General features: G+C 65.2%; 24 protein-coding genes, 1 tRNA gene and 1 riboswitch. Of the genes, 8 read left to right on the top strand and 17 right to left on the bottom strand.

Annotation, left to right across the window (positions count from 1 at the left end; translation table 11 throughout):
• Positions 1-8: 8 nt before the first annotated feature.
• The 6 genes from xylA to XH80_RS11485 form a co-directional block, all read right to left on the bottom strand.
• Positions 9-1,331: a xylose isomerase gene (gene xylA, locus XH80_RS11510; protein ID WP_271598697.1), complete on the bottom strand. Its 1,323-nt coding sequence runs from the start codon at positions 1,329-1,331 to the stop codon at positions 9-11.
• The gene (xylB, locus tag XH80_RS11505) at positions 1,328-2,785 is read right to left on the bottom strand and encodes a xylulokinase (protein WP_271598696.1); all 1,458 of its coding nucleotides are present in this window, start codon (positions 2,783-2,785) and stop codon (positions 1,328-1,330) included. Before xylB ends, xylA begins: the two co-directional genes overlap by 4 nt.
• Positions 2,786-2,923: 138 nt before the next feature.
• Positions 2,924-3,970: a LacI family DNA-binding transcriptional regulator gene (locus tag XH80_RS11500; protein ID WP_271598695.1), complete on the bottom strand. Its 1,047-nt coding sequence runs from the start codon at positions 3,968-3,970 to the stop codon at positions 2,924-2,926.
• 152 nt (positions 3,971-4,122) lie between these two features.
• Positions 4,123-4,584 (bottom strand): GNAT family N-acetyltransferase, encoded by a 462-nt coding sequence (locus XH80_RS11495; RefSeq protein ID WP_271598694.1) that lies wholly within the window; start codon positions 4,582-4,584, stop codon positions 4,123-4,125.
• Positions 4,585-4,586: 2 nt separating this feature from the next.
• Entirely contained in the window at positions 4,587-5,099 is a 513-nt protein-coding gene (locus XH80_RS11490; RefSeq protein WP_162268319.1) for a GNAT family N-acetyltransferase, read from the bottom strand.
• Positions 5,099-5,680 carry a helix-turn-helix domain-containing protein gene (locus tag XH80_RS11485; protein WP_220004127.1) on the bottom strand — a complete coding sequence of 194 codons (582 nt, stop codon included), beginning with the start codon at positions 5,678-5,680 and terminating at the stop codon, positions 5,099-5,101. The genes XH80_RS11490 and XH80_RS11485 overlap by 1 nt, the downstream gene beginning before the upstream one ends.
• Positions 5,681-5,855: 175 nt before the next feature.
• Between XH80_RS11485 and XH80_RS11480 the strand changes: the two genes are divergently transcribed.
• Positions 5,856-6,851 carry an alpha/beta fold hydrolase gene (locus XH80_RS11480; protein WP_271598693.1) on the top strand — a complete coding sequence of 332 codons (996 nt, stop codon included), beginning with the start codon at positions 5,856-5,858 and terminating at the stop codon, positions 6,849-6,851.
• 7 nt (positions 6,852-6,858) lie between these two features.
• Here XH80_RS11480 and rpiB read toward each other — a convergent pair whose 3' ends face one another.
• A complete protein-coding gene (gene rpiB / locus XH80_RS11475; protein ID WP_271598692.1) occupies positions 6,859-7,308 on the bottom strand; it encodes a ribose 5-phosphate isomerase B in 450 nt (149 codons plus the stop codon).
• Positions 7,309-7,325: 17 nt separating this feature from the next.
• Positions 7,326-7,399, bottom strand: a tRNA-Gly gene (locus XH80_RS11470).
• Positions 7,400-7,576: 177 nt separating this feature from the next.
• On the opposite strand from XH80_RS11470, the gene XH80_RS11465 reads away from it, so the two are divergent.
• The 5 genes from XH80_RS11465 (at position 7,577) to XH80_RS11445 (ending at position 10,704) form a co-directional block, all read left to right on the top strand.
• The gene (locus XH80_RS11465; RefSeq protein WP_271598691.1) at positions 7,577-8,155 is read left to right on the top strand and encodes a methylated-DNA--[protein]-cysteine S-methyltransferase; all 579 of its coding nucleotides are present in this window, start codon (positions 7,577-7,579) and stop codon (positions 8,153-8,155) included.
• A 94-nt stretch (positions 8,156-8,249) separates the two neighbouring features.
• The gene (locus XH80_RS11460) at positions 8,250-9,089 is read left to right on the top strand and encodes a helix-turn-helix transcriptional regulator (RefSeq protein WP_271598690.1); all 840 of its coding nucleotides are present in this window, start codon (positions 8,250-8,252) and stop codon (positions 9,087-9,089) included.
• Between the two features lie 55 nt (positions 9,090-9,144).
• Complete coding sequence (locus tag XH80_RS11455; protein WP_271598689.1) at positions 9,145-9,504, top strand: VOC family protein; 360 nt, start codon at positions 9,145-9,147, stop codon at positions 9,502-9,504.
• 140 nt (positions 9,505-9,644) lie between these two features.
• Entirely contained in the window at positions 9,645-10,034 is a 390-nt protein-coding gene (locus XH80_RS11450) for an SRPBCC family protein (protein ID WP_271598688.1), read from the top strand.
• A 196-nt stretch (positions 10,035-10,230) separates the two neighbouring features.
• Positions 10,231-10,704 (top strand): hypothetical protein, encoded by a 474-nt coding sequence (locus tag XH80_RS11445; RefSeq protein WP_271598687.1) that lies wholly within the window; start codon positions 10,231-10,233, stop codon positions 10,702-10,704.
• Here the strand turns inward: XH80_RS11445 and XH80_RS11440 are convergent.
• From XH80_RS11440 to XH80_RS11430, 3 genes are all read right to left on the bottom strand, one after another.
• On the bottom strand, positions 10,701-12,143 hold the full coding sequence (locus XH80_RS11440; RefSeq protein WP_271598686.1) for an MATE family efflux transporter: 1,443 nt from the start codon (positions 12,141-12,143) through the stop codon (positions 10,701-10,703). The genes XH80_RS11445 and XH80_RS11440 overlap by 4 nt on opposite strands.
• Positions 12,144-12,309: 166 nt before the next feature.
• Positions 12,310-13,359 (bottom strand): hypothetical protein, encoded by a 1,050-nt coding sequence (locus XH80_RS11435; protein ID WP_271598685.1) that lies wholly within the window; start codon positions 13,357-13,359, stop codon positions 12,310-12,312.
• A gap of 196 nt (positions 13,360-13,555) precedes the next feature.
• The gene (locus tag XH80_RS11430; protein WP_442868562.1) at positions 13,556-14,692 is read right to left on the bottom strand and encodes a 2'-deoxycytidine 5'-triphosphate deaminase; all 1,137 of its coding nucleotides are present in this window, start codon (positions 14,690-14,692) and stop codon (positions 13,556-13,558) included.
• Positions 14,693-14,772: 80 nt separating this feature from the next.
• A riboswitch (SAM riboswitch) is annotated at positions 14,773-14,852 on the top strand.
• A 73-nt stretch (positions 14,853-14,925) separates the two neighbouring features.
• Here XH80_RS11430 and XH80_RS11425 point away from each other — a divergent pair.
• Complete coding sequence (locus XH80_RS11425) at positions 14,926-16,113, top strand: O-succinylhomoserine sulfhydrylase (protein ID WP_271598684.1); 1,188 nt, start codon at positions 14,926-14,928, stop codon at positions 16,111-16,113.
• 121 nt (positions 16,114-16,234) lie between these two features.
• Here the strand turns inward: XH80_RS11425 and XH80_RS11420 are convergent, their stop codons facing one another.
• From XH80_RS11420 to XH80_RS11410, 3 genes are read right to left on the bottom strand one after another with little or no spacing between them, the layout of a single operon-like run.
• Positions 16,235-17,236 (bottom strand): SGNH/GDSL hydrolase family protein, encoded by a 1,002-nt coding sequence (locus XH80_RS11420; protein WP_271598683.1) that lies wholly within the window; start codon positions 17,234-17,236, stop codon positions 16,235-16,237.
• Positions 17,237-17,248: 12 nt separating this feature from the next.
• Positions 17,249-18,028, bottom strand: coding sequence for an SGNH/GDSL hydrolase family protein (locus XH80_RS11415; RefSeq protein WP_271598682.1), 780 nt, complete (start codon positions 18,026-18,028; stop codon positions 17,249-17,251).
• Positions 18,028-19,299, bottom strand: a complete 1,272-nt coding sequence (locus tag XH80_RS11410) for an OpgC domain-containing protein (protein WP_271598681.1) — start codon at positions 19,297-19,299, stop codon at positions 18,028-18,030. The genes XH80_RS11415 and XH80_RS11410 overlap by 1 nt, the downstream gene beginning before the upstream one ends.
• Before the next feature lie 181 nt (positions 19,300-19,480).
• On the opposite strand from XH80_RS11410, the gene apaG reads away from it, so the two are divergent.
• The gene (apaG, locus tag XH80_RS11405) at positions 19,481-19,873 is read left to right on the top strand and encodes a Co2+/Mg2+ efflux protein ApaG (RefSeq protein ID WP_057745205.1); all 393 of its coding nucleotides are present in this window, start codon (positions 19,481-19,483) and stop codon (positions 19,871-19,873) included.
• 122 nt (positions 19,874-19,995) lie between these two features.
• Here apaG and XH80_RS11400 read toward each other — a convergent pair whose 3' ends face one another.
• The 3 genes from XH80_RS11400 to XH80_RS11390 all read right to left on the bottom strand — a co-directional run bounded on the left by XH80_RS11400 (position 19,996) and on the right by XH80_RS11390 (position 23,304).
• Positions 19,996-21,015 (bottom strand): Hsp33 family molecular chaperone, encoded by a 1,020-nt coding sequence (locus tag XH80_RS11400; RefSeq protein ID WP_271598680.1) that lies wholly within the window; start codon positions 21,013-21,015, stop codon positions 19,996-19,998.
• 163 nt (positions 21,016-21,178) lie between these two features.
• Positions 21,179-22,102: an ornithine carbamoyltransferase gene (gene argF, locus XH80_RS11395; RefSeq protein ID WP_271598679.1), complete on the bottom strand. Its 924-nt coding sequence runs from the start codon at positions 22,100-22,102 to the stop codon at positions 21,179-21,181.
• A complete protein-coding gene (locus tag XH80_RS11390; protein ID WP_271598678.1) occupies positions 22,102-23,304 on the bottom strand; it encodes an aspartate aminotransferase family protein in 1,203 nt (400 codons plus the stop codon). Before XH80_RS11390 ends, argF begins: the two co-directional genes overlap by 1 nt.
• Positions 23,305-23,554: the final 250 nt, after the last annotated feature.

Below are 23,554 nucleotides of genomic sequence, written 5' to 3'. Positions count from 1 at the left end.
GGCCTCGCTCAGACGTACCGGTTGACGAGAGATTCGAGATATTCCTGACGGCCCGACCGCGGCTGCGGATCGAAACCGGGGGTAAGCGCGCGATCAGAGAGATCGGCCAGCGATCGCTTGCCTGCCATGATCGCCTGCCCTTCGCTATCGGTCCATCCCTCATAACGCTCGGCGAGCGGCCCCGTGAGCGCCTCGGCGTCGAGCATGTCGACTGCTGCGAGCAGCGCCCGTGCGCAGGCGTCCATCGAGCCGACATGGGCGTGGATGAGATCATCAGGGTCGATCGATTGACGCCTGATCTTTGCATCGAAATTGAGACCGCCGGTGGTGAAGCCGCCGCCCCTGATCATGTCGTGGAACACCAGTGCCAGCTCCGGCACGTTCATGGCGAACTGGTCGGTATCCCAGCCGAGCAGATCGTCGCCCCTGTTGATGTCGAGCGAGCCGAACACGCCGAGCGCCTGGGCCAGGGCCACCTCGTGCTGGAAGGAATGGCCGGCGAGGATGGCGTGGTTCTGCTCGATGTTGAGCTTGACGTCCTTGAGCAGGTCGTAGCGCTGCAGGAAGCCGTAGCAGGTGGCGACGTCGAAATCATATTGATGCTTGGTCGGCTCCTTCGGCTTGGGCTCGATCAGAAGCGGGCCCTTGAAGCCGATCTTGTGCTTGTGCTCGACGACAAGCGAGACGAAGCGGCCCAGCTGGTCGAGCTCGCGCTTGAGATCGGTGTTGAGCAGGGTCTCGTAGCCTTCGCGGCCGCCCCACAGCACGTAGTTCTGCCCGCCGAGCCGGTTCGTCACCTCCAGCGCGGCGCGGACCTGTCCGGCGGCATAGGTGAAGACGTCAGGATCGGGATTGGTCGCCGCGCCCGCCATGTAGCGGCGATGCGTGAACAGGTTCGCGGTGCCCCACAGCAGCCGCACCTTGGCCGAGGCCATCTTCTTCTCGAAGATGTCGCCGATCGCATTGAGGTTGGCGACGGATTCGGCGAGCGTCGCGCCTTCGGGCGCGGCGTCGACGTCGTGGAACGTGAAGAAGGGCACGTCGAGCAGGCGGAACAGCTCGAAGGCGATGTCGGCCTTGGCGCGCGCCATCGCCATGGCGTCGGAGCCGTGATGCCATGGACGCAGGAAGGTCTCGCCGCCGAAGGGATCGCCGCCGGGCCAGCAGAACGAATGCCAATAGCAGACCGCAAAGCGCAGATGATCCTCGAGCCGCTTGCCGCGGACGACGCGGTCCTTGTCATACCAGCGGAAGGTCATAGGGTTCTTGGCGTCCTTGCCGCCATAGGCGACGGGGTCGGCGGCGCCGAAGAATTTTGGTAACGCGTTCACAGTGAAAACTCCTTCAGCGCGGGGTAGAGCTTGCGCCACTGCTGATAGGCCTCGTCATAGGCCGCAGCGCGCGACGGGTTGGGTGTTGACGTCGCAAGGCGCCGCGGACGCGTGCAGACCTGCGCGGGTTTTCCGCCCCGAGCGGCGAGCCGGCCCAGCCGGGCAGCGCCGAGCGCGGCGCCGACCTCGCCCTCCTCGACGCGATGCACGGCAATGCCGAGCACGTCGGCGCAGATCTGCGCCCACAGCGCCGAGCGGGAGCCGCCGCCGACGAGATCGACTTCGGAGATCGCCGAGCTGGCACTGCCGAGCGCGGCAAGATTATCGCGCGCGGCAAAGGCGACGCCTTCGAGCACCGCCTGCACGATTGCGTCGCGCCCGGTGGCGCCGCGCAGACCGATGAAAGCGCCGGCCGCGGCTGCATCATTGTGCGGCGTGCGCTCGCCATCGAGATAGGGCAGAAACTTCACCGGGCCTGGCCCGGTTACGGTGTCGCCGAGCGGCGCGAGCAACGAGGCTGTCGGTGTCGCCGTCACGCTGGAGAGCCAGGCCAGCGAAGCGGCGGCCGAGAGCATCACGCCCATCTGGTGCCAGAGGCCGGGCAGCGCATGACAGAAGGCGTGCACGGCGAGGGCCGGCGCCGGCGCAAATTTGTCGGTGACGCGGAAGATGACACCGGACGTTCCGAGCGACAGGAAGGCATCGCCCGGTGCGATCGCGCCGAGCCCGATCGCACTCGCTGCATTGTCGCCGGCGCCACCGGCAACGACGACATTCTTTGCCATGCCCCAGCGCTGTGCGAACTCGCCCGCGAGCGTTGCGCTCGCCTCGCTGCCCTCGACCAGGCGCGGCATGTGGTGCAGATCGAGCCCGGTGGCCTGCAGCAGCTCCGCCGACCAGCGGCGCTGGCCGACATCGAGCCAGAGCGTGCCTGATGCATCCGACATGTCCTCGACCATCTCGCCGGTCAGCCGGTAGCGGACATAGGCCTTCGGCAGCAGCACCTTGGCAACGCGCTTGAAGACCTGCGGCTCGTGCCGCGCGACCCAGAGCAGCTTTGGCGCGGTGAAGCCGGGCATCGCCAGATTTCCGGCGATAGCATGCAGCGAGGGGCAGCGGCGCTCGAGCTCGACGCATTCAGCATGCGAACGGCCATCGTTCCAGAGGATCGCCGGCCGCAGCGGGCGTCCATCGGTGTCAAGCAGCGTGGCGCCATGCATCTGGCCTGACAGGCCGATGCCGCGCACGGCGGCGACATCACCGGGACGAGCGGCGGCAAGATCGTCGACGGCGCCGATGGCGGCCTCGACCCAGGAATCCGGATCCTGCTCGGACCACAGCGGCTGCGGATGCGACAGCGCGAGCTCGCGCGCGGCCGTCGCGACAACCGCGCCGGCCTCGTTCACAAGCACCGCTTTCACACCGGACGTGCCGATGTCCAATCCGATAAACAAACGCGTCCTCCCTCTTCGTTTTGAGCGTGCTTCGTCCGGACAACCATTGCTTTCCGGATCACGCTGCCGCGGTGCGCGATCTGACGTCGCGCTTGCCGCAATCACTCATTTCAACACACGACCGCCGCGCCCTTTCGGTTACGGCAGATTGTCCCGCATCAGGATGTCGATGCGAATCTTCTCCTGTTCACTCAAGATCGGCTCGTTCCGCGCCAGCGACAGTAGCACGCGCACGGCGGCGCGCGCCTCGTGCCCCGGATTCTGCGAGATCGCGACATCCAGCGTGCCCTGCAGCAACAATCTGCGCGTCATCGCCGTGAGGTCGTGAGCGATAAAGACGATCTGCTTGTCGCGACCTGCCTCGGTCAGAGCGGTGGCCACGCCCTGCGTGCCGGCGCCGACATTGTAGAGGCCGATGATATCGGGGTGCCTGCCGAGCAGCCGCGAGATCAGCTGCTGAGAGCGGTCGTCCTCGTCGCGCCCCTCGAGCAAAGGCAGGATGTCGAGGTGCGAAAACTCCGACGCCATCACCTGATTGAAGCCGAAAATGCGCTCCGCATGGTCGCGCAGGCCCTGCGACCCCGCGATGATGGCGATCTTGCCGGATCTTTGGCCGACCAGCCTTCCGATCAGCGCACCCGCGGTGCGGCCCGCGGCGATATTGTCGATGCCGACATAGTGGTGGCGGCGCGACGAGGGCACGTCGGACACCAGCGTCACGACCTTGATGCCACGGTCGACGAGATCATTGATGGCGGCGCGCACGCTCGGATGGTCGAGTGCGACGACCGCGACGCCGTCATACTCGCTGCCGGCAAGCTCCTCCAGCGAGGCCGCCAGCACCGACGGGTCGAACACGTCGGTGATGACCATCTCAACGGCGAGGCGGCGGGCAGAGAGCCACGCCGACATCTCGCCCAGATAGGCCTTGATCTGCAGCATGAACGGGTTGGCGCCGACAGGCATCACGAAGGCAAACCGGCGGGCGCGGCCGCGGGCGAGCTCGGCCGCGGCCACATGCGGCTGGAAGGCGTTGCGCGCGATGATCTCCTGGACGCGCCGGACCGTGTCCGGCCGCACGCCCGGACGGTTATGCAAGACGCGGTCGACCGTAGCGAGGCTGACACCGGCCTCGCGGGCGATGTCCTTCAGCGTCAGCGCGGCGGATGCGGTCTCTTCAGCCATGGCTGAAGGCTAGCAGAGGCGTTTTGAGGTGCGCAACTCATTTTGAGGGGCAGGACGCCATTTTCGAGCACCGGTTGCGCAGGACTTCGCCTAGCTCTTTGTTTTGACGCGCCTTATTGCGCCAACCGTTATCCACTTCGCTTGAGAAGGTTCTATGCACCGAGATCCAGCGCGAGGAAGAGACTGTTGCGGTCCTCGACATAGCCCTCGAACGGGGCGCAAGGCACGAAGCCGTGGGCCCGGTAGAGCGCGTGCGCCGGCTTGAAATAGTCCCAGGAGCCGGTCTCGAGGCTCAGCCGCGTCATGCCGCGCCTGCGCGCCTCGGCGATGATGTGGCGGAGCATCTCCCCACCAAAGCCGCGGCGGCGCGTGGTCTGCAGCGTATGCATCGACTTCACCTCGCCGTGCTCTGCCGAGAGCGTCTTCAGCGCGCCGGTCGCAACCAGCGTCTCGCCGTCCCAACCGGTCCAGAACGCGACGTCGCGGGCACGAAGTCCGGCGAGATCGAGCGCGTGCGCGCTGCCCGGAGCGGTCTGCGCCCGCGCTGCCGTAACGTGATGGTCGAGCAATGCGACGACGCGCGGGTCAAAAGTATCGCCGGTACGGATCTGCATCGTCACGGCCTCACGTCAGTTGCAAGCGTCTTCTGCATGAAGACGAGATCGAGCCAGCGGCCGAACTTGCAGCCGACCTCCGGCATGCGGGCGACCTCGACAAAGCCGAGCGAGGCGTGCAGGCCGATCGAGCCGGCATTGAGGGCCTCGATCCCGGCGATCATGGCATGCTTGTTCATCGCCGCAGCGCGCTCGATCAGCGCGGCCAGCAGGCTGCGGCCGATGCCGGCGCGGTGATGGCGCTCATCGACATAGACCGAATTCTCGACGGTGTGGCGATAGCCGGGGAAGGGACGGAAATCGCCGAACGAGGCGAAGCCGACGACATCCCTGCCCTTCATCGCGACCAGCACGGGATAGCCCGCCTGCTGCCTTGCGCGGATCCATTCGCGCCGCGAAGAGAGATCGGCCGGCCCGTCGGTCCAGACCGCCGTGGTGTTGATCGCGGCGAAATTGTAGATGGCGAGGATGTCCGCGGCATCCTCCAGCGTGGCGTCCCGGATGATCAGCGGCATCACATTTTCCCGTAAGATGTGCCGCGCCTGGTGATGATGACGTAGCGGGCATCCTGCTTGGTTTCGTTCTCGAAGGTCACCGCGCGCATGACGTCGAAGTCGAGGCAGTCGCCCTCGCGCAGGCGCACCGTCTTGGCGTCGATATGCACGCAGACCGCGCCCTCCAGCATCAAGAGCTGCTGGGTGAAGGCGTTGCGGCCCCAGGGGCTGTACGGCACCCGCGCGCCGGCCGGCATGTCGACGACGATGATCTCGATGCCGCTCGCCGCATCGACGGGCGAGGCATGTCGGCGCCGGTAGCCGCTATCGGGATCGCGCCATTGCGGCTGGTCGGCGAGGCGCGTCAGCCGCTCCGGCGGCTTCTCCGAGAGTGCAACGACGTCGCTGAGCGAGACATCGAGCGCCGCGCAGAGCTTGTTCAGCAGCGCCGCCGTCGCGCTGCTCTGCGCCCGCTCCACCCGCCCGATCATGGCCCGGCTGACGCCGGATCGGCTGGCGAGCTCGTTCAACGTCATCCCTGCCTGCATCCTCAGAGTCTTCAAGCGGCGACCGATCGCGCGATCGAGTTTTTGCTGGTCCATGGCCTTCCGATCCGAACATCGCCCGGCACAGGGACCGCATCCGCCGGACAGGGGAGAGCTTAGAGCGGAGGAGCGGGGCGTGCCGCGAGCGAGAGGCTAATATATTGGAATCTTTGCGCGCCGGGCAGTAACGTTTAGGATGCACCAAACAACCATGCAGCGGGGAGGCGATGACATGAGCGGACCGACGCAGCGGATCATCAAAGCCAACGGCATCAACCTCAACATCGCCGAACAGGGCGAGGGGCCGCTGGTGCTGCTCTGCCACGGCTTTCCGGAAAGCTGGTATTCCTGGCGTCATCAGCTCGAGGCATTGGCGGCGGCCGGCTACCACGCCGTCGCGCCCGACATGCGCGGTTACGGCAAGAGCGACAAGCCTGAAGCGATCGACCAGTACACGATCTTCCACATGATCGGCGATCTCGTCGGCGTGCTCGATGCGTTCGCGGCAAAGAGCGCCATCATCGTCGGCCATGACTGGGGTGCGGGGATCGCCTGGCACGCGGCGCGGCTGCGCCCCGACCGCTTTCGCGCCGCTGCCATTCTCAGCGTGCCGTATCGCCCGCGCAGCGAGGTGCGACCGACCAGCGTGATGCCGCAGACCGAGGAAGCCCAGTTCTATCAACTGTACTTTCAGCAGCCCGGCGTCGCCGAAGCGGAGTTCGAGGCGGATACGCGCAAGGCGCTTGCCGCGATGCTGTTCGGCGGCTCCGGCGAGGGCGTCACCGCCATTCGCGCCATGGCGGCCGCGAGCGGACAGACGTCAAAAGGCGTCGGCATGGTCTCGCGCAAGGACGGCATGCTGCCGAAAGTGCCGGTGCCGTTGCCGTCGTGGCTCAGCGCCGCCGACCTCGATTATTACGCCGCCGAATTCGCCCGCAGCGGTTTTCGCGGGCCGCTCAACTACTACCGCAACCTCGACCGCAACTGGGAGCTGATGGGCGCGTTCGAGGGCGTCAAGGTAACAGTGCCCACGCTGTTCATCGCCGGCGACCTCGACATGGTGATCGCCTTCCCCGGTGCGGCCGAGCATCTCGCCAACATGAAGCAATGGGTGCCACAGCTGCGCGAGATCAAAATGCTGCCGGGCTGCGGACACTGGACGCAGCAGGAGCGGCCCGCCGAAGTGAACGCGGCGCTGGTCGACTTCCTGCGCAGCTTGCCGGGTTGAGCGGTCGCTAGCAGGTCCCGAGCTTGTCGATGCGCTTTTGATGGCGCCCGCCCTCGAACGCCGTCCCCAGGAACGCTTCGACACATTCCTTTGCGACCACCTCGCCGGTCGTGCGGCCGCCCAGCGCCAGAACATTCGCGTCATTATGCTGCCGGCAGAGCCGTGCGCCGGTGACATCATGCACGAGCGCGCAACGGATATGGGCGTGCCGGTTGGCGGCGATGGAAATGCCGATGCCCGACCCGCAGATCAGGACGCCGCGCCTGGCCTTGCCGTCCCTGATCGCGTCGGCCAGCTTGTGGGCGAAATCGGGATAGTCGACGGATGCCGCGCTGTCGGTGCCGAGGTCCAGCCACGTCACATCTGATAGCGCGGACTTCAGCGCTTCCTTGAGGGCAAAGCCCCCGTGATCACAGGCAATCGCGACCAAGCGCGTGCTTTCGTCCTTGTCGGCCATTTGCTGTCCCGGGTGATTGGAGCGGGCGAAGGGAATCGAACCCTCGTATGCAGCTTGGGAAGCTGCCGTTCTACCATTGAACTACGCCCGCCGATGCGCGTGTCCTGCGCCCATCCTGATTAGCCGAGACGGTGTCCGGCGCCAAGCGGTTTGGCGCGTCAGGCCAGACAGTTGTTAATGTCCTGGCAAGATTCCAGGTGCGCCGAATTGTGGCAGTGTTATGATGCCCGTGTCGGGAGGAGCAGCGTGCACTGAGTGGGGCGTGTGCATGGTGGGGCGTGCCTACACGATATTCGACACGGCGATAGGGCGCTGCGGCATCATCTGGAGCAGCACCGGCGTGGTCGCCGTGCAATTGCCCGAGGCACGGGAGATCGACACCCGCCGCCGGATTTTCCAGGTCCATCCCGAGGCGCGCGAGCAAGTCGCGCCTGTTAACACCGAGCTCGCCATCGAGGGTATCGTGGGCCTGCTGCAGGGCAGCGACCCCGATTTTTCCGACGTCAGCCTCGACGCCGGCGGCGTGCCGGCCTTCAACCGGCGGGTCTACGAATACACCTGCACCATCCCGCGGGGGGAGACGCGCAGCTATCACGAGATCGCCAAGGCGCTGGGCGCCTCCGGCGCCGCGCATTCGGTGGCGCAGGCGATCGCCAAAAATCCCTACATGATCATCGTGCCTTGCCACCGCGTGCTGGAAACGGGCGGCTATGCCGACCGGATTTCGCCTTATGGCGGGGTGATCTCCAAGCGGCGCCTGCTGGCGCTCGAAGGCGCGCACCCGATCGCCAGCAAGACGCTGTTCGAGGTGCTGCTGCCCGTTGCCCCGCCGCGTTCACCCAGCTAAGGCGCGATCCAGATCGCACCTTAGCTTATTTTTCTGGGCACGATCTTGTCGGAAAACCGCTTACACTTTTCCGGATCATGCCTAGATAGCTGGCATGGATGCGATCACGCTGCTGACGTCTCAGTCGATGACCGTCTGCGAGTTTCGCTGCGACGCGGGACCCGGCGACACGCCGTTTGCAGAGTGCCGCACCGGTCATTCCATCGCCTATGTCCGCTCGGGCAGCTTTGGCTGCCATTGCCGCGCGGGCTTCTTCGAGCTGGTGGCGGGCTCGCTTTTGGTTGGCGCGCCCGGCGAGGAATACACCTGCACGCATGAACATGTCTGCGGCGACGTCTGCCTCGGTTTCTTCTTCAGCGACAATCTGGTCGATGCCCTCGGCGGGCGGCGCGAGACCTGGCAGGTCGGCGCGACACCGCCGCTGCCCGAGTTGATGGTGCTGGGCGAGCTTGCCCAGACGGCGGCAGATGGCAACAGCGATTTGGGCCTCGACGAGGTCGGCCAGATTCTCGCCGGCCGCTTTGTCGATGTCGTCTCCGGCAAGCCGCGCAAGCGGGTAGCGCCGACGGCGCGCGACCGGCGCCGTGCGGTCGAGGCCGCGTTGTGGATCGACGCCAATTCGCATGCCGCGATCGATCTGGAACAGGCCGCGCGCCTGGCGGACTTGAGCCCGTTCCATTTCCTGCGGCTGTTCTCCAACGTGCTCGGCGTCACCCCGCATCAATATCTGGTGCGCTCACGGCTGCGGCACGCGGCGCGCCTGCTCGCGGACGACGACATTGCCGTCACCGACATCGCCTACGACGTCGGCTTCGGCGACCTCTCCAACTTCGTCCGCACCTTCCACCGCGCCGCCGGCCTGTCGCCGACCAGGTTCCGCCAGGCCTCGAAGGGGATGCGCAAGATTCTCCAAGAGCGGTTCGCCCTCAACTGACTAGGCTCGTCTCCGGTGCGCGCCACGAGCGGCGCGCTTTGCAATGGAGATGATCATGTACGACCATATCGGATTGCGCGTTGCCGACCTCGACGCCGCCACGCGGTTCTACACCGCGGCACTGGCGCCGCTCGGTTACGTGCTGTGCTCGAGCGGCGACGGCTATGCCGGCTTCGGGCCGAAGGGCGAGCCGGCATTGTGGCTGCATCTGAACAAGGGCCGCAAGGCCGACGGCGCGCATATCGCGTTTCGTGCCAAGGACCATGACGCCGTGAAGGCGTTTCACCGCGAGGGCCTGAACAGCGGCGGCCGTGACAATGGCGGCGCGGGCGCGCGCAAGGATTACAGCCCGACCTATTACGCGGCGTTCTTGATCGATCCCGATGGCAATAATGTCGAGGCGGTTTGTACGTGAGCGATCGCCACGCGCGTGATCTCGTAGGGTGGGCAAAGCGTAGCGTGCCCACCAATGCGCGCAACGATGCAGACGGTGGGCACGGCGCGCGAAGAGCGCACCTTTGCCCACCCTACTGATTCCGCATTTGAGGAAACAACATGGCCTCCATCCACAACGACGTCTCCCTCCCCGCCCCGGCCCGCGACGTCTGGGACGCGGTGCGCGATTTCGGCGCGCTGCCTCAGCGGCTGGTGCCGGGCTTCGTCACCGCATGCCAGCTCGACGGCGATACGCGTGATGTCACCTTCGCCAACGGCTCGGTTGCGCGCGAAGTGCTGGTCGATTGCGACGATATCAGACAGCGGCTGGTCTACGCGATCAGCAGCGAGCGGCTGAAGCATTACAGCGCTTCGGTGCAGGTGATCGCCGACGGCGAGGCAAGCTGCCGCCTGATCTGGACCATCGACATGCTGCCGAACGAGCTTGCAGCTTACGTGCAGGAGCAGACCAAGCTAGCTGTCGCCGCCATGCACAAGGCCTTCCCGTAGTTTTTATTTGCGCATGATCTCCGCGCAAACGCGTTCCGCGTTTGTCGCGAGGGAAAACCGCTGCGCACTTTTCCGGATCACGCGCGTGCAACGTGATCCGTCTCACAGAGCCCGCCCCTCATCGGCCGTAACCATGGCCGCGTGCGTCCTGACGGCCTCGCTCTCCCGGCGGCGCCACGCACGCGAGGAGCATGCCATGAGAGGTGCGGACAAGGTGATCTGCCAGGCAGCTGCCGTGCTGCTGCTGTTTTCGATTTCGAGCGCGCCGGCGAAGGCGCAATTCGCAGGCCTCGGAGGTGCCGGAGGCGGGGACATGATGACCCAGATGGCGCCGATGCTGGAGATGATGAAGGCGAAGATGGGCAAGCGCCGCTTCGCCATGCTGATGCAGACCATGGGCCCGATGATGAGCCGCATGATGGAGAACGGCGGCGGTGGCCTTGGCGGAATGATGGGCGGCAGCATGGGCGGCCTCGCCGGCGGCAATCTCGGCGGCGGATTCGGCGCACCCAATTACGGCGCCGGCTATGCACCGATGGGCGGCATGGGCGGCGGCGATATCATGGGCATGCTCGGCGGCGCCGGCAGCGGCGACATGATGGCGATGATCCCGCAACTGATGCGGCTCGCCAATGTCGGCGGCGGCCATCGCCGCCACAGGCATCGTTAGTCGGCAACCGACAGCACAGGCGCGACGGCGAGTTTCGCGTCTCGCGGCCCCCAGCGCGTCAGCACCACGCTGGAGCACGAGAGCACGCCGAGCACGACCATCGAGCTCGCGGCGAGCCAGAAGAAGCTTTGCGCGCTCGCGTCATGCGTCGACAGCCACCAGCCGATGCCCGCGATGTAGATCAGCCGGGCGGTCTGCGCCAGCACAGGACCGATCACCTTGGCTGCACCTTGCGAGGAGAAATACATCGTCGTTGCAAGGCCGAAGAACGCGTAGAACGGCCCGACCGTCGAGAGATATTGATGGCTCGCCGCGCGCACGGCCGCGCTGTCGGTGAAGATGTTGACCCAGAGATCCGGGAAGATCGCAACGAGGCATGCTGGCGCGCCGACGGCCACGAAGGCGGCGGCACCGGCGGTCCAGGCGATGCGGCGCGCCCGCGCGATGCGGCCCGCCCCGATCGCCATTCCGACCATGGGCACGCAGGCGATACCGAACGAGAACGCGATCGAGGTCAGCAGGAATTCGAGCCGCGCGCCGATGCCGTAGCCGGCGAGGATCGCGGTGCCGAATTTGGCCAGCATGTGGGTGAAGATCGAGATCGTCAGCACCGATTGCAGCGGCGAGAAGCAGGCGATGGCTCCGACCTTGAGGATGTCGAAGAACATCACCCATTGGATGCGCAAGCCGCGGAGTTTTGGAACGACGCGGGCGCGGCCGGAGAACAGGTACCAGCCCATCACGCAGATATTCATGGAGTAGGCGATCAGCGCGCCGGCGGCGACGCCGCGCATGCCGAGTTGCGGAAACGGGCCGAGCCCGAGGCCCAGCGTGCCGCCGAGCACGATCTGCCAGACCGCAGAGTTGAGGATGAGAAACGACGGCAGACGCATGTTGCCGGTGCCGCGCAGCACGCCCGCCATGGTGTTGAGCAGCCAGGGCAGCACGGCACCGCCGAAGAACACCTGGGTGTAGGCGATCGCATGCGTCAGCACATTGCCGCGGCCGCCGAGCATCGTCAGCACCTGAGGGCCGAAGATCAGCATGCCGAGCATGAAGACGAGGCCGAAGGTGATGCCGATCAGCAGCGCATGCGCAGCCAGCGTCCCGGCACGCTCGCGATCGCCGGCGCCGAGCGCGCGTGCGATGGCGGAGGCCACGGCGCCGCCCATGGCGCCGCCCGACATGGTCATGGTCAGGATCACTGTCGGAAACACCAGCGCCATCGCGGCCAGCGCCTCGACGCCGAGCCGGCCGATATAGGAGGTCTCGGCGATCACCGTGCAGGTGCCGGCGGACAGGGCGACAACGTTCGGCCAGGCGAGGGAGAGCAGCGTGCGCAGGATCGGCCCGTCGGTCAGCGCGCTCCGTACCGGGCGCGCGGGCGACGGTCGCGGACGTTCCTGCTCATCGACCGGGATCTCGGCGACCTCAGTCATTTCCTCTCCCGGACAAATCCGCCATTCGCGGCGTGGCAATGCTTAGGTGCATCAATCATTCGCTCGCGCGAAAGGCGCGGCTGCGCACTTGTTAGCACGCTGGTTGCCGATTCCTCCTGCGTCAGGTGCAGGCGTGCCCTGCGGCAGCGCATTTCGATAGGTGGAATTAACCGATCGTCCAGACTAGCGGTGGGCGGCCGCCTGCCGTTGGGCGCAGGTGTACGCCGATGTGCCGGCCGCATCCTGCGGCGAGTCCCTCGAGCAATCCCTCCAGCACCTTGGCGCAGGCGCCGTGATAGTCAGTGACACCGTCCATCAGCTTCCAGCTCTGCTGGTGGATTTCGAAGCTGCCTTCGGATTGCGTGGTCTCGGCCGCATCGTCCTGCGCGGCGAACAGCGCGCGGAGGAAGGGCGCAAACGCGCTCGCGCCGCCGCGGCGCATCGCCAGCGGCGCCGCGATCTCATCGAAAAACTGCATGCCGATCAGATTACCGGTGATGCGCAGGAGATAGCCGGCATCTTCCGGCCCGAATAGTTGCACCATCACCGGCGCGGCGGTGCGCACATATTCCATGGCGTAGTTGCGATAGGCCTTTTCGAGCCGCGGCCTTGGCCAGCTAGCGAGGGGAAGCGCCGGCGCGGTCTTCGGATCGAACAGCGGCGCCTCCAGATGCCGCGCGTAGACGAGGCGTTGATCCGGTTCGAGCGGATGGTCGTATTGATGGTAGTAGCCTTCGAGCCCGTCCTGGCCGTCGACGCTCTGCTTGGTGCAGACGAAGCCCAACCGGAGATCACCGAGTGCGACGCCGTTGTTGGCGTGCCAGCCGCGCAGCATCGCGCGGCTGACCTCGCCCGGCACGCCGCAGATTGCCGCGCCTTTCCAGATCCAGCGCGGCGGCGGATAGCGGATCCAGGCCTTGATGTCGCTCTCATACATGTATTCGACATGCACGCCGCCGATCCAGTTGGAGAGATAGTGATATTGCGCCGCCGCCACCGCCGGCGGCAGATGATCGATCCCGAGCTTCCTGAGCCCCGGCAGGAAGCGCTCCTGCTGCTGGCGACGGAACACGCGGAAGACGAATTCGGCGGCGTCGGCCGTGCCGCGACGCGTCACCACAGTGAGGATCAGACCGGTGAAATAGGCGTGGTAGAGATCGGCGACCGCACGCCAGCGCTTCCATTGCGCTGCTTGCGCGGCGTCTGCGGCGGTCATCGTTTGCTCCCGGCTTGTTGTTTTGCGGGAGTGTGTCATCGCGGATGGGGCTAAGCAACCAACACTAGCCCGGTGTCATCGCCCGGCGAAGACCGGGCGATCCAGTATTCCAGAGGTGTCAGTGCTTGAATCGAGAGGCCGCGGCGTACTGGATTCCCCGCCTTCGCGGGGAATGACAGCTGAGGACGGGGTACAGCTACACCCGAAAATGCTTGCTCAGCTTGAGCCCCTGCGCCTGGTAGTTGGAGCCGATGCGCTGGCCGTACATGGCGTCGGGGCGGGACAGCATCTTCTCGTAGACGAGACGGCCGACGATCTGGCCGTGCTCGAGGATGAACGGCACCTCGCGCGAGCGCACTTCCAGCACGGCGCGCGATCCTAGCCCGCCGGCACCGGCATAGCCGAAGCCCGGATCGAAGAAGCCGGCATAGTGCACGCGGAATTCGCCGACCAGCGGGTCGAACGGCACCATCTCCGCCGCGTAATCGGGCGGCACCTGCACGGCTTCCTTGGAGGCGAGGATGTAGAACTCGCCGGGGTCGAGGATCAGGCTGCCGTCGGGACGGGCCGAGATCGGCTCCCAGAAATCTTCCACCGCATAGCCGGAGCGGCGATCGACATCCACCACGCCGGTGTGGCGCTTGGCACGATAGCCGACGAAGCCATTGCCCTTCTCCCCGGAGAGATCGACCGAGACGGCGACGCCGCCGGTGAGGTCGGCATCGTCGATGTCGACGAGGCGTTCAGTGGCATGGAGCGCATCGAGCGCATCGGCATTGAGGATGGCGTCACCAGTGCGGAAGCGCACTTGGCTTAGGCGCGAGCCTTCGCGGACCAGCACCGGAAACGTCTTCGGGCTGATCTCGGCATAGAGCGGGCCGTGATAGCCGGCGCCGATCATATCGAAGCGGCGCGTGCCGTCGGCGATCACGCGGGTGAAGACGTCGAGCCGGCCGGTCGAGCTTTTCGGATTAGCCGCCGCGACGATCTCCGGCGGTAGCGCCAGGCTTTCCAGCAGCGGCACGATATAGACGCAGTTGGTTTCCAGCACCGCACCGTCGGAGAGGCTGAACTCGTGCAGCTTCAACTGGTCGATGCGCTCGGCGACGGTGGCGCCGGGACCGGGCAGGAAACTGGCGCGGACGCGATAGGCGATATCGCCGAGACGCAAATCGAGGCTCGCCGGCTGAATCTGGCTTTCGACGAAATCATAGGCGGGCAGGATGAGGCCCGCTTCCGCCATCGCCGCGATCATGCGGTCGGGCAGGATACCATTGGCGTCGGCGGCAACCGTGAACGTCAACCGGGGGTCCTCGTCAGGGGTCGCGTACATCCGGACTTGCGGGACATACGAGCCTTTTACGGCTATCCGATGGACGCCTTGACGGAAAGGGCATTGCGGAATATGAGCATCACTTATCCCGTGGTGATTTGAGCCGGCCGGCTTGCAGCCACGTTAAATAAGTCGCTAAACAGGCCGGGGACCTCTGTGATCCCGGCCCGTGGAGATATCCAGGCCGGTTTTTTTATGACCATCTCGACAAGACGGTCATATCGGAGGGTCCTATGTCGAAGTCGCCTGCCTCTTACCGCCCCGAAACCCGCCTGGTCCATTCCGGCACCCTGCGCTCGCAATATGGCGAGACGTCGGAGGCGCTGTTTTTGACCCAGGGCTATGTCTACAACAGCGCCGAGGAGTGCGAGGCGCGGTTCAAGGGCGAAGACCCCGGCTTCATCTATTCGCGTTACTCGAATCCGACGATCGCGATGTTCGAGCGCCGCATGATCGAGCTCGAAGGCGCCGAAGCGGCCCGCTCGGCGGCGACAGGCATGGCCGCGGTGACGACGGCGATCCTCGCGCCGCTCAAGGCCGGCGACCATGTCGTGGCCTCGCGCGCGCTGTTCGGCTCGTGCCTCTACGTCATTCAGGATCTGCTTCCTCGCTACTGCATCGAGACCACGCTGGTCGATGGCGCCAATCTCGACCAATGGCAACGCGCGGTGAAGCCGAACACCAAGACGTTCTTCCTGGAGAGCCCGACCAATCCGACGCTCGACGTGCTCGACATTCCCTCGATTGCCGAGATCGCCCACAAGGGCGGCGCGCGGCTCGTGGTCGACAACGTTTTCGCGACGCCGATCTGGCAGAGCCCGCTCGCGTTAGGCGCCGACGTCGTCGTCTACTCCGCGACCAAACACATCGACGGCCAGGGCCGGTGCCTGGGCGGCATCATCCTGTCCTCGGAAGCCTTCATCGCCGAGCACATCCACAATTTCATGCGCCAGACCGGCCCGTCGATCTCGCCGTTCAACGCCTGGGTGCTGCTCAAGGGCCTGGAGACGCTAGGTGTGCGCGTGCGCGCGCAGACCGACACGGCAGCGCGCATCGCCGATGTGCTGGCGAGCCATCCCAAGATCGCGCGGCTGGTCTATCCCGGCCGCGAGGACCATCCGCAGGCGGCTCTGGTGAAGAAGCAGATGCGCGGCGGCTCGACGCTGGTCGGCTTCGAGGTCAAAGGCGGCAAGGCGGCTGCATTCCGCGTGCTCAACGAGCTCAAGCTCGCAAAGATCTCGAACAATCTCGGCGATGCCAAGAGCCTGGTCACGCATCCGGCGACGACGACGCATCAGCGGCTGAAGCCGGAAGATCGTGCCGCACTCGGCATCAGCGAGGGATTCATCCGCTTCTCGGCCGGGCTCGAGCATGCGGATGATCTGATCGAGGATCTGACCGCGGCGCTGGAGAAGGCGTAGCCACAACAAAGGTCTCGTAGGATGGGCAAAGCGTGAGCGTGCCCACGTCTTCTTCCTTCGTATCACTGAGCGGTGGTGGGCACGGCGCGTTGCGCCTTTGCCCACCCTACGGCGCAGTTGCCTACATCGGCCGATAGGTCCGCACGTCCGCGGGCACGTTCACCCCGATCTTGATCTGGCCGACCGAGTGGATGATGTCGTCGCCGAGCAGCTGGGCGAAGCAGGCATAGCCCCAATCGTTCATGTGCAGGCCGTCGGCGATGACGAAACTCTCGACCGGAAGCGCCTGCTTCTCGTGCCAGTCGCGCATCACCTCGAAGCGCGGGAAGATGCCGACGTGACGAAGCTCGGCGACCTTGCCGAGCAGCTTCACCATCTTGCTTGCGCTCTCGGGACGCTCGGTGACCCTGGGCGAATATTGCGGGTCGACCAGCACGATATCGGAATTGCCCGCCGCCTGGATGCGAGTGATGCCGTCCTCGACCATCTTGGCGGTGTCGCCGGGATCGAGATTGCGCAGCACGGCGTTGGTGCCGACCTGCCAGATCACGAGATCCGGATGCACGTCGATCACCTCCTTCTGGAGGCGCTTCATCATCTCGGGCGCGTCCTCGCCGCCGACGCCGGCATTGATGACGGTGATGTCAGCGGTCGGATATTGCCGGCGCAGCTGCGCAGCGAGACGGTTCGGATAGTTGAAGTCGGGCGAGCTCGCGCCATAGCCCGCCGTCGACGACGAGCCGAACGCGACGATGACGACGGGCTGGCCCGCGACGAGCTTGCCCGCGACATGGGGCAGCGAGCCCATCGTCTTGGCGCCGCCCTTCGGCGGCAGGCAGGGAACGCGGCTGAAAATATCGCCGGCCGATTTTGCGACCTGCTTCACCTTGTCGATGGCGCGCGAGGTAAGGCCGCGCTGATCGGTGGGCTGCTGGGCCGTCGCCGCAACCGTGGTCTGCGACGGCGAGGTGGGCGCTGGGTTAGCGGCCTGCTGCGGCGCGGCAGTCGCCTGGGCGGCCTGAGCTCGGGCAGGCGCCTGCAGCACAGGCATCAGCATCAGCAGCGTCGCCACTGCGGGCGCGGACAACCATGTCGACAGGCCAAAAGGGCGGAAAGAACTCATTAACGCTAGACCTCAATTCTGCTGCTCGGTCGGCCCCAGATGGGCAGCATCGATCACGAACTGCGCCAACGCCCGGCCAAGGCAATCATGGACCTGCTTCGCCAGCTCGGGGCCGCGCGAGGCGCTGAACAAGTCGAACTGCCCCTGATCATTCCACTGCCGCATGATCGCGAAACGATCGAACAGCGGGATATCATGCTCCTGCGCCACCACCCGCATATTGTCGAGATAAGGCGGTGCCGAGATCATGGATTCGGTACGCGGGCTGTATTGCAAGTTCATCAAGACGACGTCAGCCCCTGCATGTTGCAGCGCAGCGACCCCATCGGTCACGGCGCCGCGAAAGTCATCGGGATCGATCGATCGGATAGCATCCACCGTCCCGGTCTGCCAGATGACCAAAGTAGGTGTTTTTGCTTCCATCAGCTTAACGAAGGTTCCGGCGGCCTCCTCCGCCGTCTTCTTGCTCTGTAGTTCTACGGATACGTGCACGGTCTCCGAAGGGGGCAGTTTCTCTTTCAAGATCGCCTCCATCCGTGCCGGATAGGAGCTGCTTTCCGAAAATGGGATCGTCGTCGACCGGCTTCCGATCACGAGGATCTCAAGCGGTTTGCCCGCCTTGACGGCGTCGGCGACCTTGGGGAGCTGGCTCTCGGTGGCGAGCAGATAAGGCGGCACTTCACAGGCTGCAGGGATCGGGGGCGTCGCAGGCGCGGCCTCGTCTGCGCGCGCCGAAGGCGCGGTGAGGTACCCGCATAGCAGGATCAGGCTCAGGATAACCTTCGCCGTCATCAGCCCCCTCCCGCCAGATCGGCGTTGCCGACGGCGTTTTTGGTTTTCGCACCGCTCTTGTCAGCTACGCGCTTGTACCACGAAATCACCCAGGCCATCGCCCACATGATCAGAATTCCTGAAAGACTAATCAGCGCATGCATGGCGGGTCCACCGGAGACCTCGGCCAGGATGAAATGGCCGGCAAAGGCCAGGAAGACGCCGAGACAGAAGATCTCCAGCGAGTGCTGGCCGCACACGATCAGCGGCCGCAACCATTGCGATTTCAGGCCCGGCCATTCCCGCGGCAGGAAGCGCACGGTGAGCGCGGCCAGCGCCAGGAAATGCGTGAAGCGCAGCACGTCGAGATCGGTCTTGTCGATCGGATACATCCACTGCTCGATCCGCTTCGGCATGAAGTGCGAAAGCTGCGGGACGTACCAGGTCAGCGTCACATAGAACGCCGCAACGAGATAGGCGATCGAGATCCACATCGTCACGGGCGATGCCAGAATGCGCGACATGCGTCGCGCACCTCCGAGCGCGCACCATGCGCCGAACACGAACAGCAACTGCCAGGCAAAGGGATTGAACGCCCAGAAACCGTTCGGATAGGCGGAGAAGTACAGATCGAACTGCCAGGTCGCCGCGTAAAGCAGCGCCGAGAGCGCGAGCGTGACATCGGGCCGCCATTTCATCGACCACAGGATCAGCGGCAGCGCGAGCATCAGGACGATATAGAGCGGCAGCACGTCCATGTTGACGGGACGGAAGCGCAAGAGAAGCGCCTGCACGATGGTGATGTCGGGCTGCTTGAGAAAATCCATGATGCCCATCTCTTCGGTGTAGAGCGGGTTCTCGAAGCTGGTCGCGACGTAGGAGATTTCGGCGAGGAAGATCGTGAACAGGAAGACGTGGGCGACATAGATTTGCCAGACCCGCCGCAGGACGCGCGCCGTGGCGATGACGACACCGCTCTCCAGCATCGCGCGGCCGTAGACGAAGGCTGCGGTGTAGCCCGAGATGAAGATGAAGATCTCGGTGGCGTCGCTGAAGCCGTAATTGCGGATCGTGAACCAGGTCAGCAGATTGGGCGGCAGATGGTCGATGAAGATCAGCCACAGCGCGAGGCCGCGGAACAGATCGAGCCTGAGCTCGCGCTCGCCGATGGCAGGCAGCGTGATGGCGGGCGCGGCGACGCGCGGCTTCGCGTCGACCGGTTTGGCCTCCGCGGGCTTGGCGCCTGCGGTTCCCGCGATCGTCGATCCCGTCACTTGATCGGCAATGGTCATGGGGGCCCAAAAACCCTTCCGCAAATCGCGACGTTTCAGGAGTGTACCGGGCCGGTCGCCGCCTCGCAAAGCGGCCGGATCACATCTGGGGTGTACTTCTTCGTGAATTCGGGCGGGACGATGTCGCCAAGGCCGCGTGCGGCGTTTGGTTCCTGGCCGGGTTTTCGTTATGATGGCAGCCATGTACCGCGCCGTGACCCGCCAGATCGAAGTGACCGTCGAGCCGAACTTTGTTCCGGAACAGTCCTCGGCCGACCGCTCGCGGTATTTTTGGTCCTACACCATCGTGATCACCAATTCGGGCGACGAAACCGTGCAGCTCAAGACGCGGCACTGGATCATCACCGATGCCACCGGGCGGCAGCAGGAGGTCAAGGGCGAGGGCGTGATCGGCGAGCAGCCCGTGCTCGCCCCCGGCGAACGCTTCGAATACACCTCGGGCGTGCCACTCTCCACCGCCTCCGGCTTCATGACCGGCCGCTACCTGATGGTGAGCGAAACCGGCGAGCGCTTCGAGATCGACGTGCCGACGTTCTCGCTGGACAGCCCCGACAACAAGCGGGTGTTGAACTAGAGGCGGGTGACAGTGCCGTAGGGTGGGCAAAGGCGCAAAGCACCGTGCCCACGTCTTTCGTTGTCATCGGGAGATCCGTGGGCACGGCGCAAGAGCGCCTTTGCCCACCCTACAAGAGCTCGTTACGCGTCTTCCACGCCCGCTTCATCCGGCGTGAATTCGTACACCGAGCTACAGAACTCGCAGGTCACGACGACCTTGTCGTCCTTGACCATGGCGCTGCGATCGTCAGGCGAGAAGCTCTTCAGCATGGACGCGACCGCGTTGCGCGAGCAGGAGCATTGCGCTTTCAGGACCAGCGGATTGAACACGCGCACGCCGCGCTCGTGGAACAGGCGGTAGAGCAGCCGTTCACCGGAGAGATCGGGATCGATCAACTCGACGTCCTCGACCGTCTCGATCAGCGAGCGCGCCTCGACCCAGGCATCGTCTTCGGCGACGCTGTGAGCCTCAAGGCCCTCGGGCGCATCGCCGGGATGCAGATCGGCCTGCCGCGCCCGCTCCGGCGCCTTTGGCAAAAACTGCATCAGCATGCCGCCGGCGCGCCAGCGGTGCTTGCCGCCGTCGCTCGAGCGCCACTCCTCGCCGACCGCAAGGCGCACGCGCGTCGGGATCTGCTCGGAGCGCAGGAAATATTCGTGGGCGGCGTCTTCCAGGCTGCCGCCGTCGAGCGCGACCAGGCCCTGGTAACGGCTCATATCGGGCCCCTGGTCGATGGTCATGGCGAGATGACCGCGGCCGAGCAGCGTGCCGGAATTCATTCCGGTTTCCTTGGCATCACCGAGGCGCTCGGCATCGAAGCGCGCATAGGCGCGCAGGCGATCGGGCGCCTGATAGTCGACCACCAGGAACGACACCGGCCCGTCGGTCTGGGCCTGCAGGATGAAGCGGCCCTCGAATTTGAGCGCCGAGCCGAGCAGCGTCGTCAGCACGATGGCTTCGCCGAGCAACTTGCCGACCGGTGCGGGATAATCATGCTTGGTCAGGATGTCGTCGAGCGCCGGGCCAAGCCGCACCAGACGGCCGCGCACATCGAGCGCATCGACCTCGTAGGGCAGCACGGCGTCATCGACGGGAACTGCGGAAGGCGCGCGAACCGGGCTTTCGGGCCTGGTTTTCATGTCGGGGGATTGGGAAACCATGGCGCTTTATCTGGGGTCGGAGGGCGGAAATGGAAGGGCCCCCGCATTCGGTGCTCAGAATGGCGGGGCGCGTAGCCCGGATGGCGCGCAGCGCAATCCGGGGAAGTCTTTCCGCGTTGAGAAGCCCGGATTTCGCTGCGCTCCATCCGGGCTACAAGTGAGCCTACTTCACCGCGTCAAAACACCAGGCCAAAATGCCCTTCTGCGCGTGCAGGCGGTTTTCGGCCTCGTCGAACACCACTGACTGCGGACCGTCGATCACCTCGTCGGTGACCTCCTCGCCGCGATGGGCGGGCAGGCAGTGCATGAACAGCGCATCGGGCTTGGCCAGCGACATCAGCTTGGCATTGACCTGGTAGGGCTTGAGCACGTTGTGACGGTGCTCACCTTCCTTGTCGCCCATCGACACCCAGGTGTCGGTGACGACGCAATCGGCGTCCTTCACGGCGGCCTCGGGATCGGTGCCGAGCACGATCGACGCGCCCGTCGCCTTGATGAAGTCGCGCATCACCTTCTTCGGGGCAAGCTCCGGCGGCGTTGCGACATTGAGCTTGAACTTGAAGCGCTCGGCGGCATGGGCCCAGGACGCCAGCACGTTGTTGTCGTCGCCGGTCCAGGCCACGGTGCGGCCCTCGATCGGGCCGCGATGCTCCTCATAGGTCATGAGGTCGGCCATCACCTGGCACGGATGTGAGCGCCGCGTCAGGCCGTTGATGACGGGCACGGTCGCGTTCGCCGCGAGCTCCAGCAGCGCCTCGTGATTGAGGATGCGGATCATGATGGCGTCGACATAGCGCGACAGCACGCGCGCGGTGTCGGCAATGGTCTCGCCGCGGCCGAGCTGCATCTCGGCACCGGTGAGCATGATGGGCTCGCCGCCGAGCTGGCGCATGGCGACGTCGAACGAGACGCGCGTGCGGGTCGACGGACGCTCGAAGATCATCGCCAGCGTCTTGCCTTCGAGCGGCCGCACCGGCTGATGCGCCTTCTGCTTCGCCTTCATGGCGGAGGAGGCCGCGAGCATGCTCTTGAGCTCCGACAGCGGCAGCTCGTTGATATCGAGGAAGTGCTTGGGTGCCTTGCTCATCAGCTTGCCGCCCGCTTGTTGCCTGACAGCGCCGTGCAGGCGCGCTCGAGCCTGACGATGCTGTCCTCGATTTCCGCCTCGGTGACGATCAAGGGCGGCAGGAAGCGCACGACATTGTCGCCGGCGCCGACGGTAAGCAGCTTCTCGTTGCGCAAGGCTGCGACCAGATCGCCTGATGGCACCACGGCCTTGATGCCGATCAAAAGCCCCTCACCGCGGATTTCGCTGACGATATCGGGATGACGGTCGATCACGGAGGCGAGCTTCTGCTTGAGCAGCAGCGACATCTTCTGCACGTGGTCGAAGAAGCCGGGCTTGAGCATGACATCGAGCACGGCGTTCGCGGCCGCGATCGCCAGCGGATTGCCGCCGAAGGTCGAGCCGTGCGAGCCGGGGCCCATGCCGGCGGCCGCATCTGCAGTCGCCAGGATCGCACCGATCGGAAAACCGCCGCCGAGCGCTTTCGCCAGCGACATCACGTCGGGTGTGACGCCGGTGCGGCGATGGGCAAAGAGATCGCCGGTGCGGCCCATGCCGGTCTGCACCTCGTCGAAGGCCAGCAGCAAGCCTTTCTCGTCGCAGAGCTGGCGGAGCGCCTTGAGGAAGGCTGATGTCGCCGGACGCACACCGCCCTCGCCCTGGATCGGCTCGATCAGGATGCCGGCGGTATGCGGGCCGATCGCCTTCTTCACGGCCTCGATGTCGCCATGCGGGATCTGGTCGAAGCCGTCCATCGGCGGACCGAAGCCTTCGAGATATTTTGCCGATCCCGTCGCGGCCAGCGTCGCGAGCGTGCGGCCGTGGAAGGCGCCCTCGAAGGTGATGATGCGATAGCGCTCCGGATGGCCCTTGGAGAAGTGATGATGGCGGACCAGCTTGATCACGCCCTCCAGCGCCTCGGCGCCGGAATTACAGAAGAACACGAAGTCGGCAAAGCTCTCATTGCAAAGACGCGCAGCGAGCTTCTCGCCGTCAGGGCTCTGGAACAGGTTCGACATGTGCCAGAGTTTCGTGGCCTGCTCCTGCAGCGCCTTGACCAGCGCCGGATGGGCATGGCCGAGTGCGTTGACCGCGACGCCCGAGGTGAAATCGAGATAGCGATCGCCATTGGTTGCGATCAACCAGACGCCTTCACCGCGCTCAAAACCGATATCGGCCCTGGCGAATACGGGGAGCAAATGCGGCGCTGCGCTGTTGGTCATGACGATCTCTTTGGTGGTCACTTCGGATGTTTCGGACGGCCTGAACACGCATGGCGCAGCGCGTCATTTGGCCCGGAAAACGAAACGTGCCGCCTTTTAAGGGCGGCACGTGCGACTATCTTATGCTTGGCAATACGGGTGTCAATGCCGCCCGGAAAGCCTCGCGAAACGCTGAATCCGTAGTCTTGCGGTGGCGATTTTGCGGGATTTTCGCCACGGAACATGTGGAAGCGAGTCGGCGGACTCTTGC

The organism is Bradyrhizobium sp. CCBAU 45384 (assembly GCF_028128665.1).
Taxonomy (GTDB): Bacteria; Pseudomonadota; Alphaproteobacteria; order Rhizobiales; family Xanthobacteraceae; genus Bradyrhizobium; species Bradyrhizobium manausense.
The sequence above is the reverse complement of the archived record's forward strand: the minus strand, read 5'-3'. Positions and strand labels throughout refer to the sequence as shown.

Coding starts and splice junctions, on each gene's coding strand:
- XH80_RS11500 (WP_271598695.1), bottom strand. CDS start 3,970: ATGGCTGAAGAGACCGCATCCGCCGCGCTGACGCTGAAGGACATCGCC.
- XH80_RS11495 (WP_271598694.1), bottom strand. CDS start 4,584: ATGCAGATCCGTACCGGCGATACTTTTGACCCGCGCGTCGTCGCATTG.
- XH80_RS11490 (WP_162268319.1), bottom strand. CDS start 5,099: ATGCCGCTGATCATCCGGGACGCCACGCTGGAGGATGCCGCGGACATC.
- XH80_RS11485 (WP_220004127.1), bottom strand. CDS start 5,680: ATGGACCAGCAAAAACTCGATCGCGCGATCGGTCGCCGCTTGAAGACT.
- XH80_RS11480 (WP_271598693.1), top strand. CDS start 5,856: ATGAGCGGACCGACGCAGCGGATCATCAAAGCCAACGGCATCAACCTC.
- rpiB (WP_271598692.1), bottom strand. CDS start 7,308: ATGGCCGACAAGGACGAAAGCACGCGCTTGGTCGCGATTGCCTGTGAT.
- XH80_RS11465 (WP_271598691.1), top strand. CDS start 7,577: ATGGTGGGGCGTGCCTACACGATATTCGACACGGCGATAGGGCGCTGC.
- XH80_RS11460 (WP_271598690.1), top strand. CDS start 8,250: ATGGATGCGATCACGCTGCTGACGTCTCAGTCGATGACCGTCTGCGAG.
- XH80_RS11455 (WP_271598689.1), top strand. CDS start 9,145: ATGTACGACCATATCGGATTGCGCGTTGCCGACCTCGACGCCGCCACG.
- XH80_RS11450 (WP_271598688.1), top strand. CDS start 9,645: ATGGCCTCCATCCACAACGACGTCTCCCTCCCCGCCCCGGCCCGCGAC.
- XH80_RS11445 (WP_271598687.1), top strand. CDS start 10,231: ATGAGAGGTGCGGACAAGGTGATCTGCCAGGCAGCTGCCGTGCTGCTG.
- XH80_RS11440 (WP_271598686.1), bottom strand. CDS start 12,143: ATGACTGAGGTCGCCGAGATCCCGGTCGATGAGCAGGAACGTCCGCGA.
- XH80_RS11435 (WP_271598685.1), bottom strand. CDS start 13,359: ATGACCGCCGCAGACGCCGCGCAAGCAGCGCAATGGAAGCGCTGGCGT.
- XH80_RS11430 (WP_442868562.1), bottom strand. CDS start 14,692: ATGTACGCGACCCCTGACGAGGACCCCCGGTTGACGTTCACGGTTGCC.
- XH80_RS11425 (WP_271598684.1), top strand. CDS start 14,926: ATGTCGAAGTCGCCTGCCTCTTACCGCCCCGAAACCCGCCTGGTCCAT.
- XH80_RS11420 (WP_271598683.1), bottom strand. CDS start 17,236: ATGAGTTCTTTCCGCCCTTTTGGCCTGTCGACATGGTTGTCCGCGCCC.
- XH80_RS11415 (WP_271598682.1), bottom strand. CDS start 18,028: ATGACGGCGAAGGTTATCCTGAGCCTGATCCTGCTATGCGGGTACCTC.
- XH80_RS11410 (WP_271598681.1), bottom strand. CDS start 19,299: ATGACCATTGCCGATCAAGTGACGGGATCGACGATCGCGGGAACCGCA.
- apaG (WP_057745205.1), top strand. CDS start 19,481: ATGTACCGCGCCGTGACCCGCCAGATCGAAGTGACCGTCGAGCCGAAC.
- XH80_RS11400 (WP_271598680.1), bottom strand. CDS start 21,015: ATGGTTTCCCAATCCCCCGACATGAAAACCAGGCCCGAAAGCCCGGTT.
- argF (WP_271598679.1), bottom strand. CDS start 22,102: ATGAGCAAGGCACCCAAGCACTTCCTCGATATCAACGAGCTGCCGCTG.
- XH80_RS11390 (WP_271598678.1), bottom strand. CDS start 23,304: ATGACCAACAGCGCAGCGCCGCATTTGCTCCCCGTATTCGCCAGGGCC.